The sequence below is a fragment of the Streptomyces sp. SID5643 genome, assembly GCF_009872555.1.
Taxonomy (GTDB): Bacteria; Actinomycetota; Actinomycetes; order Streptomycetales; family Streptomycetaceae; genus Streptomyces; species Streptomyces iakyrus.
Genome location: NZ_WWIC01000061.1, coordinates 74,549 through 84,957, shown reverse-complemented (window position 1 = coordinate 84,957; position 10,409 = coordinate 74,549). Strand labels below are relative to the sequence as shown.

Sequence of the window (10,409 nt, the reverse complement as noted above, 5' to 3'; positions counted from 1 at the left end):
TCGTTGTCCTGGCAGTAGGCGTTGTTGTTGCCGCGCTGGGTGCGGGCGAACTCGTCACCATGGCTGATCATGGGCACGCCCTGGGACAGCATCAGCGTCGCGATGAAGTTCCGCATCTGCCGGGCGCGCAGCCGCAGCACGTCGGGGTCGTCGGTCTCGCCCTCGACCCCGCAGTTCCAGGACCGGTTGTGGCTCTCGCCGTCGCGGTTGTCCTCGCCGTTGGCCTCGTTGTGCTTGTCGTTGTAGGACACCAGGTCGTGCAGCGTGAAGCCGTCGTGGCAGGTCACGAAGTTGATCGAGGCCAGCGGGCGGCGCCCGTCGTCCTGGTACAGGTCGGACGAGCCGGTCAGCCGCGAGGCGAACTCCGCGAGGGTGCGCTGCTCGCCCCGCCACAGGTCGCGCACGGTGTCCCGGTACTTGCCGTTCCACTCCGTCCACAGCGGGGGGAAGTTGCCCACCTGGTAGCCGCCCTCGCCGACGTCCCACGGCTCAGCGATCAGCTTGACCTGCGAGACCACCGGGTCCTGCTGTACCAGGTCGAAGAACGACGACAGCCGGTCCACCTCGTGGAACTGCCGGGCCAGCGTCGCCGCCAGGTCGAAGCGGAACCCGTCGACGTGCATGTCCGTGACCCAGTACCGCAGCGAGTCCATGATCAGCTGGAGCACGTGCGGGGAGCGCATGAGCAGGGAGTTCCCGGTCCCTGTCGTGTCCATGTAGTAGCGGGGGTCGTCCGTGAGCCGGTAGTAGCGCGAGTTGTCCAGGCCCTTGAAGGACAGCGTCGGGCCCAGGTGGTTGCCCTCGGCGGTGTGGTTGTAGACCACGTCGAGGATCACCTCGATCCCGGCCTCGTGCAGCGCCTTGACCGCCGATTTGAACTCCAGCACCTGCTGGCCCCGGTCGCCCCAGGACGCGTAGGCGTTGTGCGGGGCGAAGAAGCCGATCGTGTTGTAGCCCCAGTAGTTGTTGAGGCCCATGTCGACCAGGCGGTGATCGTTCACGAACTGGTGTACGGGCATCAGCTCCAGGGCCGTGACCCCGAGCTCGGTGAGGTGCTCGATGATCGCCGGATGCGCGAGGGCCGCGTAGGTGCCGCGCAGCTCCTCCGGGAGCCCCGGATGGCGCATGGTGAGGCCTTTGACGTGGGCCTCGTAGATCACCGTGTGGTGGTACTCGGTGCGCGGGCGCCGGTCGTCGCCCCAGTCGAAGTAGGGGTTGACCACGACCGACGTCATCGTGTGCGGCGCCGAGTCCAGATCATTGCGCCGGTCGGGGTCGTCGAAGTGGTAGCCGTAGACCTCCTCGCCCCAGCGGATCGAACCGCTGATCGCACGCGCGTACGGGTCGAGCAGCAGTTTCGCGGAGTTGCAGCGCAACCCGCGCTCCGGGGCGTACGGGCCGTGCACCCGGAACCCGTACCGCTGCCCCGGCATGATGCCCGGCACGTACGCGTGCCGCACGAACGCATCGCTCTCCCGGAGCTCGATCGCCGTCTCCGAGCCGTCGTCGTGGAGCAGACACAGCTCTACTCGGTCCGCGGCCTCCGAGAAGACCGCGAAGTTGGTACCGGCGCCGTCGTACGTGGCACCGAGTGGATACGCCTCGCCAGGCCAGACCTGCATGGATACGACTCTTTCAGGTGTGCGGCGCCGGTGGGGACGCCTTGGTCCCGAGTCTCCCCGAAAGTGAGGGAACCTCCTATGACTTATCTCCCTCTTACCGAGTGACCAGTGCATACGCGGTATGCCGAACTAGTGGGGCCAACACATACTCCCGGGGCTGTTGGGGGAGTAGGGGGAAGACGTGCGCAACATAGTGCACCGCCACCTGGGCAAGATGGTGGCCGGTACGACCATCGCGGTGGCCGGAACCGCCGTGATGGTGGCGGTGACCCTGCCGGGCACGGCGGGGGCGGACGACAGCGGGACCCGGGCGGGGCGGTCCGCCCCGCAGGCGGCCGGGGCTGCCGGGGCCGCCGGAGCCGGTGAGGCGGCGGCGGGCGGCCGGGCCGTGGCACCGGGGGTCGTCGAGGCGGCGCCCGCCGAAGGGCAGCAGGGCGAGGGCCGCGATCCGCTGACCGACGACGAACTGCGGCGGGCCGAGAAGATCGCCCTCAGCCGGCAGCTGTTCCGGAGCAGTGAGAGCGTGGACGGGGACCGCGGTCCGCAGCCCCTCGGCGTCGACCTCGCCGAGCCCGAGGCCGACGAAGCCGGCCGGCCGGACGCGCCCCGCCGGGCCGACGTGACCTTCTACGACTACCGGGACGACACCCTCGTCACCCGGACCGTCGATCTCGGCACCGGCAAGGTGGTGGCGACCGGCACCCAGCGCGGCGTCCAGCCGCCCCTGAGCCGCGCCGAGAAGGCCGAGGCGGCCGGTCTCCTGATCGCCGACCCGCTCGGTTCCGGCCTGAAGGCCGACTACAAGGACGCCACCGGCAAGACGCTCACCTCCCCTGACCAGCTCCAGCTCAGCGGAGCCGTCTACCGGGCCGCGCCGGGCGCCCAGCCCGCCGTGCTCGACCAGTGCGGAGAGCACCGCTGCGTCCGGCTGTTCCCGAAGATCAAGAACGGCCCGTGGGTCGACGCCCGGCAGCTGGTGATCGACCTGAGCGCCCGCAAGGTCGCCCGGCTCGACCGCTGACCCACCTTCTTCGCTCATCCGCCCACCCCGCTCCTCCTCGTCAGGGAGTCATCTCGTCATGCGCGTGAACAGCAACACCAAGGCCCGTACCCGGGCGGCCGCGGGCCTGACCGTGGCCGCGCTGGCCGCGGGTGCCACGGCCGGCGCGGGACCGGCCACCGCCCAGCCGAAGGCCGCCCCCGCCGCGGCGGCGGCCGAGTGCAGCGCCGCCTACCGCATCGAGCAGAAGCTCTCCTCCGGAACCACCTGGCGGATGTGCTGGCGCTACGACGGCAAGGCCGGCCTCGTGCTGGAGAAGATCTCGTACCAGCCCAAGGGCGAGCCCAAACCGATCAGGGTCCTCAACAGCGCCCGCCTCGGCCAGATCCACGTCCCCTACGACGACGGCTCGGTCGAGTACGACGACCTCACCGGCTTCGACTTCGCCCAGGGCCTGATGAACCTGGCACCGGGCGAGTGCCCCGGCGGCACCATCAAGACCGTCAAGGTCCCGGACTCCTGGAACGAGGACCCGAACGTCAAGGGCCTGTGCACCACCACCCGCTCCCGTGGCCACGCCTACCGCATGCAGGGCGACACCGCGAACAAGGTCTTCCAGGCCGAGGGCAAGGACCTCCTCGTCTACACGGTCAACCAGGTCGGCTGGTACGAGTACATGACCGAGTGGCGCTTCCAGGACGACGGCGCGATCACCATGAACGTCGGCGCCACCGGCAGCCTGTCCTGGGAGGACTACGACGCCGGCGACGGCCGCGGCTGGCCCATCGGCAAGGGCGCGAGCGCCAAGGCCACCAGCCACAGCCACAACGCCTTCTGGCGGCTCGACTTCGCCCTGGACGGCTCCACGAAGAACCGCGTCGAGCAGTACGACTCCACCGTCAGCGCGCCCACCCGCGGCCGGCGCGCCCCCACCACCAAGACCACCCGCACCAAGGTGACCAAGGAAATGGCCGGGGACAGCAAGGCCTACCGCTGGTGGCGCATGGTCAGCGCGACCGGCAAGAACAAGGACGGACACGCGCGCTCCTACGAGATCGTCCCCGGGGTCACGACCAAGTACCCCGGCCGCAGCTACACCAAGCGCGACCTGTACGTCACGCAGTACAACAAGTGCGAACTGTTCGCCAGCCACAACCCGGGCAACTGCGGCCCCGGAGCCGGGAAGTCCGTCGACAAGTGGGTGAACGGACAGACCCTGACCCACCCGGTGGTCTGGATGAACATCGGCTTCCACCACATAGCCCGGGACGAGGACCAGCAGCCCATGCCCGTCCACTGGCAGGGCTTCTCCATCGCCCCGCGCGACGTGACCGCCATGAACCCGCTCACTCCGGCCGAGCTCGCCTGGCAGAACGGCCAGTGGCGGCCCCGTCGTTGAGAACGACCCTGCCCATCCGGCTGCACCGCCGACCGCTCCCGGAGTACCCTTCCTTGATCGTTGACAAGGGGAGTGCTCGGGGGAGCGGAAGGCGGTGCGCGGGTGGGCTCGGGAGGGCTGGAGCTGCCCCCTGGTGACGAGGGTCACGAGGGGAACTCCACAGACGTCCCGACCGGTGCCGTGTCCCTGGCGCGGCCGATGGACGCGACGGGCTCGATCGGCCCGGAACTGGACTGGGACGCCGACGCCTGGCGTGAGGTGCGTACCCGCGCCCAGCGGGTCGGCCGGGCCTACATCTGGCTCAACCTCGTCGAACAGCGGTTGCGCGCCGTGGTCGCCGCCGTGCTGCGGCCCGTCTACGAACCCGTCCACGGCGAGGACTGGGTGGTGGCGGCCGCCGGACCGGCCGGCCAGGAGTGGGTGCAGCGCGCGGTGGCCGTCCGCGAGGTCAGCCGCCGCAAGGGCTATCTGCTCGACCCGGCCGACGACAACGTGCTCTCCTTCCTCACCCTGCCGCAGCTGCGCGAGCTGATGGTGCAGCACTGGCCCTGCTTCGAGCCGTACTTCGACGACCGCCGGGACGTCGAACTCGCCCTGGACGAGCTGGAGGTGACCCGCAACGTAGTCTCCCGCAACCGGGCCCTGTCCGAGGCCGTGCTGAGCCAGGCGGAGCGGGCCTCGGCGCGGCTGCTGGAGATGCTCGGCGCGGGCGGGGACGTGCCGTCGGCGCGCCGGCTGCCCGTCGACGCGGTCGAGGACCTGGTCGGCGACCGTTACGCCGACGTGGTCGCCGTCCACCCGGACCGGGTGCGGCTGATGCGGCAGTTCCCGGCCGAGGACATCTTCGGCGGTGCCCGCCGTCTCGACGCCATCGGCATCGGCCTCAACCTGCTCGTGCAGAACTTCTCCGGCCGGCGGCTGGTGCGGCTGGCCGAGTCCGGCTGCCGGGTCAGACTGCTGTTCCTCAACCCGGCCTCCAGCGCGGTCAAACGCCGTGAGCGGGAGCTCGGCATCAAGCGCGGCGAACTCAGCCGGGCCGTCGAGATGAACATCCTGCACATGCGCCGGGTGCGCGCCCGGCTGCGCGACCCGGGGGCCTTCGAGATCCAGGTCTTCGACGAGACGCCCCGCTTCACGGCGTACCTCGTGGACGGCGACGGCGCGGACGGCATCGCGGTGGTGCAGAGCTATCTGCGCCGCACCCGGGGCATGGAGGCACCCGTGTTCGTGTTGCGCAACGGCAGCAAGGTGGTGAAGCCGGGCGAGGCGGACGAAAGCGGCCTCTTTCCCACCTACCGCGAGGAGTTCGAGGTGATGTGGGCGGATTCACGACCGGTGTCCTGAACTGTGCCGTGCTGCACGGTGGTTCCCGGGCCCGCCGCCGCGGGTAACCGGAACGCGGTCCTCTGATTGTCAGTGGTGCGTGCGAAGGTGGGGACCACTGGGGGAACGCACCGCAAGAAGGGGGACCGCCCATGGGCTGGCACCGGGAGCTGCTCGTCGGCTTCGACCTGGAGACGACGGGCACCGATCCGCGCGAGGCGCGCATCGTCACGGGAGCCGTGATCGAGGTCAGGGGCGGAGAGCCGATCGGGCGCCGGGAGTGGCTGGCCGACCCGGGGGTGCCGATCCCCGAGGACGCGGTGGCCGTGCACGGCATCAGCAACGAGCGCGCGGCGGCCGAGGGCAGACCAGCCGACCAGGTGGCGGACGCCCTGGCCGACGTCCTCACCTCCTACTGGAAGACGGGCGTGCCGGTCGTCGCCTACAACGCGGCCTTCGACCTCACCCTGCTCTCCGCGGAGCTGCGGCGGCACGGCCTGCCGTCCCTGCGCGACCGCCTGGGCGGCGTGGACCCGGCGCCGGTCATCGACCCGTACACCATCGACCGCTGGGTCGACCGCTACCGCCGAGGCAAACGCAACCTCGAAGCGGTCTGCGCCGAGTACGGCGTCGTCCTCGACGCGGCGCACGACGCCATGGCCGACGCCCTGGCGGCGGCCCGCCTGGCCGGGGCGATAGCCGACCGCCACCCCAAGATCGCCATGCTCGGCCCGGCGGCCCTGCACCACCGCCAGATCGAGTGGTACGCGCAGTGGGCGGCGGACTTCCAGGCATTCCTGCGCGGCAAGGGCGACCCGACCGCCTCCGTCGACGGGACATGGCCCGTGCGGGAGCCGGCGGACGAGCCCGTCTGAGAGGGCTTCAGGCAGCGTCGGACGGCCCGATCAGAAGGGATACCACCGCACCGTCTCGTCCCCGTCCCGCAGCGACCGCACCCGCCGCTCGAACTCGGCCAGCGCCCTGGGGTTGCCCGGCGCATGCTGGGCGACCCACGCGCAACTGGCCGTCTCCCGGGCCCCGCGCAGCACACCGCAGCCCTCCCACTCGCGCACGTCCCAGCCGTAGGCCCGCGTGAACGAGGTATAGGCCTCGTCCCCGAGCCCGTAGCGGTCGTGGGACAGCGCCATCACCACGAGATCGTGCTCGCGCAGATCCGCGGACACCGTCTCCAGGTCCACCAGCACCGGACCGTCGGGCCCGACATGCACATTGCGCGGCAGCGCGTCCCCGTGGATCGGCCCGGGCGGCAGATGCGGCGTGAGCGCGGCGGCCCGGGCGGCGAACCCGTCCCGCCGCTCGCGCAGAAACGCGGCGTCCGCGGGATCGACCGCGTCCCCCGCGAGCCGCAGCCACCGCTCCACACCGCCCAGCAGGTCACGGGCCGGAAGGTCGAAGGGAGGGAGAGGCGTGGCATGCACGACCCGTAGCAGTTCGGCCAAATCCCGCGGCTGCGCGGGCCGTACGGCATCCGGCAGCCGATGCCACACCGTCACCGGATGTCCGTCGGCGAGCAGCGCCTCCGGCTCGGCGGCCCGCACCGCCGGCACGCCCGCCCCGGCGAGCCACACCGCGATGTCCAGTTCCCGGCGCGCCCGGTCCAGGAGCTCGGCATCGCGGCCGACCTTGACGACCAGGTCACCGGCGGCGAACACCGCGTTCTCGCCCAGGGCGAGCAGCCGCGCCTCCCCGGCCGCACCGGGCGGCAGCACCCCTGCCGCCGCCAGTACCTCCCGCGCCCGCGCCTCGTCCATCGTCCGCCTCCGTCGTCCACGCCTCGACCGTCGGGTTCCGGCCAGTCACCGGCCAGTGTCGCATCGGCACAGGTCGGGCGGCGTACGCGGTGCCTTGACGAGGCACACGGCCTTCACGAGCATGACCAGGCCGGCCGAGCGTGCAAAGGGGCTGATTCCGTGACATCGGTGACCGAGGCGTCGCCCCCTTCGCCACCGGCGCGGCGAGCCGGCCGCGGACCCGGCCCGGAGCGTCCCCGGAAGGCCGTCGACCACGGCGCCTGGTTCCTGGTGCTGCCCGCTCTGATCCCGATCCTCGTCCTCAGCGTCGGGCCGCTGCTGTACGGCGTCCTGCTGGCCTTCACCGACGCCCAGTCGGGCCGCACCGAGCCCACCCGGTGGATCGGCGCCCTCAACTTCCGGGACCTGCTGCACGACACGCTGTTCTGGGAGTCGTTCCGGGTCGGGCTGGTGTGGGCGGTCGGCGTCACCGTGCCGCAGTTCCTCCTCGCGCTGGGCCTCGCCCTGCTGCTCAACCAGGACCTGCGGCTGCGCTGGCTGGCCCGCGCCCTCGCGATCATCCCCTGGGCGATGCCCGAGGTCGTCGTCGGCATCATGTGGCGGCTCGTCTACAACCCGGACGCGGGCATCCTCAACGAGACCCTGCGGGGCATCGGCCTGGGCAGCGGCCGGGACTGGCTCAGCGGACTGGCGACCGCGCTGCCCGCCGTGATCGTCGTCGGCGTCTGGGCGGGCATGCCGCAGACGACGGTCGCCCTGCTCGCCGGTCTCCAGAACACCCCGCGCGAACTGCACGAGGCGGCGGCGGTCGACGGCGCGGGCGCCTGGCGCCGGTTCCGCACGGTCACCTGGCCCGCCCTCAGGCCCATCGCCCTCGCCATCACCGCGCTCAACCTCATCTGGAACTTCAACTCCTTCGCCCTGGTCTACGTCCTGACCAACGGCGGCCCGGGCGGCCGGACGAGGCTGCCCATGCTCTTCGCCTACGAAGAAGCCTTCCGCTACGGGCAGTTCGGCTACGCGGCGGCGATGGGCTGCGTGATGGTGGCCGTGATCTCGGTCGCGCTGGCCGTGTTCCTCGCCGGCCGCCTCAGGGGAGGTGACGACGCGTGAGGACCAGCCGCCCGGCGCGCATCGGCCAGTACACCGCCCTGCTTGCCTACCTCGTCTTCCTCGCCTTCCCGTTCCTCTGGCTGCTCTCCACCGCGTTCAAGCCGCCGCGCGAGCTGGGCAGCCTGCACCCGACGTGGATCCCCGAGGACCCCACCCTCGGCAACTTCCGGCAGGCCTTCGACGAACAGCCGCTGCTGCACGCCGCTCTCAACTCCCTGATCGCCGCGCTCGGAGCCGCCGTCATCGCCGTGCTGATCGCGACGCCGATGGCCTACGTCGTCGCCCGGCGCCGCACCCGGCTCGCCAAGGCCGTGGGGGGCTGGGTGGTGGTCAGCCAGGCGTTCCCGTTCGTGCTGCTGATCATCCCGCTGTTCCTGGTGCTGAAGAACCTCCGGCTGATCAACTCCGTGCCGGGTCTGGTGCTGGTGTACGTGGTGTGGGCGCTGCCCTTCGCGCTGTGGATGCTCGCCGGGTACGTACGGGCCGTGCCGACCGAACTGGAGGAGGCCGCGGCGGTCGACGGGGCGGGCCGGGTGCGGACCCTGGTCTCGGTGACCGCGCCGCTGCTCGCGCCCGGCATCGTGGCCACCGGGCTCTTCGCGTTCGTCACCGCGTGGAACGAGTTCTTCTTCGCACTCGTGCTCCTCAAGACACCGGAGAAACAGACCCTTCCCGTGGTGCTCACCCACTTCATCGGCGCCGAGGGCGTCGCTGACCTCGGCCCGCTCGCGGCGGCCGCGTTCCTCGCGACCCTGCCTTCCCTGGTCGTCTTCGCCGTCATCCAGCGGCGGATCACGGGCGGCATGCTCACCGGGGCGGTGAAGAGCTGATGCGCGCACGCCTGCCGGCCCTGGTCCTGGCCCTGATGCTGCTGCTCGCCGGCTGCTCCTCGGGCGGCACCCACGACGACGGCCGGATCACCCTGCGCTTCCAGTCCCTGGCCTGGCAGGAGGAGTCCGTCGAGGCCAACCGGCAACTGGTTGCGGAGTGGAACGCCGCCCACCCGGACATTCGGGTCGAGTACGTCCAGGGCAGCTGGGACAGCGTCCACGACCAGCTCCTCACCGCCTTCGAGGGCGGCGAGGCCCCCGACATCATCCACGACGCCTCAGACGACCTCGCGGACTTCGCCTACGGCGGCTACCTCGCCGACCTCAAGGGCCTGTTGCCCGCGAGGCTGACATCGGACATCCCGCAGCGCAGTTGGGAGACCACGACCTTCGGGGACGGCGTCTACGGCGTGCCGTTCCTCCAGGAACCGCGCGTGCTGATCGCCAACGCCACCTGGCTCAGGAAGTCCGGCGTGCGGATCCCGACGCCGGACAAGCCGTGGAGCTGGACCGAGTTCCGCCGGATCACCGAACGCCTCAGCACAGGGGGGAAGTACGGTGTCGCCTGGCCGCTGAAGGAACCCGTCTCCGCCACGCTCAACCTCTCCCTGTCGGCGGGCGGCCGGCTCTTCCACCGCGGGCCGGACGGCAAGGTGACGGTCCGGTTCGAAGCGGCCGACCGGACCGTGCCGCGCACCATCCACGACCAGGCGAACACCGACGGCAGCGCCTCGCCCACCACCCTGGGCAGCGGCGGCTCCGACACGCTGCCCGGCTTCTTCGGCGGCCGGTACGCGATGGTCCCGCTCGGCTTCTCCTACCGGCAGCAGATCGCCCAGCAGGCCCCCAGGGGCTTCGACTGGCAGGTGCTGCCCGCCCCGGCGGGCACCGACGGGCTCACCCAGGGCGTCAGCCCCCAGACCCTCTCCATCGCCGAGGACTGCCCCCACAAGAAGGAGGCCGCGGAGTTCCTCGGCTTCCTGCTGCGGCCGCGGAACATGGTCCGCCTCGCCCTCGGCGACTGGATGCTGCCCACCGGCACGCAGGCGCTGGAGGACCCCGCCCTGCGCACCACCCGGCACGGCTGGGCCACCGGCACCGCCCTCGCCGCCCACCTGCGCCCGGCCCCGGCGCAGACGGTCCGGGGCTACCCGGAGTGGAAGGACAAGGTGGCGACCCCCGCCTTCCAGGAGTACTACAGCGGAGCCATCGGCCTCGACGAACTGCGCGAACGGCTGGAGGAGGACGGCAACCTGGTGCTCGCCCGCTACCAGCGCTGACCCCGGCGGAAACCCGTTACCGGCCCACGTGTCGTCGAGGGGGACTTCCTGGCCGCGCGTCCGCCCCGGC

The 10,409-nt window shown here is 71.4% G+C and carries 9 protein-coding genes; 7 read left to right on the top strand and 2 right to left on the bottom strand.

Annotated features, from left to right (window positions below; genetic code table 11):
• A partial coding sequence (gene glgX / locus GTY56_RS07730) for a glycogen debranching protein GlgX (protein WP_161363815.1) occupies nt 1–1,622 on the bottom strand: 1,622 nt, incomplete at its 3' end.
• Nucleotides 1,623–1,803: 181 nt separating this feature from the next.
• Here glgX and GTY56_RS07725 point away from each other — a divergent pair.
• From GTY56_RS07725 to GTY56_RS07710, 4 genes are all read left to right on the top strand, one after another.
• Complete coding sequence (locus tag GTY56_RS07725; RefSeq protein WP_161363814.1) at nt 1,804–2,643, top strand: Tat pathway signal sequence domain protein; 840 nt, start codon at nt 1,804–1,806, stop codon at nt 2,641–2,643.
• A 58-nt stretch (nt 2,644–2,701) separates the two neighbouring features.
• Nucleotides 2,702–4,021 (top strand): copper amine oxidase, encoded by a 1,320-nt coding sequence (locus tag GTY56_RS07720; protein WP_161363812.1) that lies wholly within the window; start codon nt 2,702–2,704, stop codon nt 4,019–4,021.
• Nucleotides 4,022–4,123: 102 nt separating this feature from the next.
• Entirely contained in the window at nt 4,124–5,365 is a 1,242-nt protein-coding gene (locus GTY56_RS07715) for a DUF5919 domain-containing protein (protein ID WP_161363810.1), read from the top strand.
• Nucleotides 5,366–5,496: 131 nt separating this feature from the next.
• Entirely contained in the window at nt 5,497–6,219 is a 723-nt protein-coding gene (locus GTY56_RS07710) for a 3'-5' exonuclease (protein WP_161363808.1), read from the top strand.
• A 30-nt stretch (nt 6,220–6,249) separates the two neighbouring features.
• Here the strand turns inward: GTY56_RS07710 and GTY56_RS07705 are convergent, their stop codons facing one another.
• Nucleotides 6,250–7,116: a phosphotransferase enzyme family protein gene (locus GTY56_RS07705; RefSeq protein ID WP_161363806.1), complete on the bottom strand. Its 867-nt coding sequence runs from the start codon at nt 7,114–7,116 to the stop codon at nt 6,250–6,252.
• A 159-nt stretch (nt 7,117–7,275) separates the two neighbouring features.
• Between GTY56_RS07705 and GTY56_RS07700 the strand changes: the two genes are divergently transcribed.
• From GTY56_RS07700 to GTY56_RS07690, 3 genes are read left to right on the top strand one after another with little or no spacing between them, the layout of a single operon-like run.
• Complete coding sequence (locus GTY56_RS07700; protein ID WP_524540084.1) at nt 7,276–8,229, top strand: carbohydrate ABC transporter permease; 954 nt, start codon at nt 7,276–7,278, stop codon at nt 8,227–8,229.
• On the top strand, nt 8,226–9,059 hold the full coding sequence (locus GTY56_RS07695; RefSeq protein WP_161363803.1) for an ABC transporter permease subunit: 834 nt from the start codon (nt 8,226–8,228) through the stop codon (nt 9,057–9,059). Before GTY56_RS07700 ends, GTY56_RS07695 begins: the two co-directional genes overlap by 4 nt.
• Entirely contained in the window at nt 9,059–10,339 is a 1,281-nt protein-coding gene (locus GTY56_RS07690) for an ABC transporter substrate-binding protein (RefSeq protein ID WP_161363801.1), read from the top strand. The genes GTY56_RS07695 and GTY56_RS07690 overlap by 1 nt, the downstream gene beginning before the upstream one ends.
• The last annotated feature ends 70 nt before the right edge of the window (nt 10,340–10,409 follow it).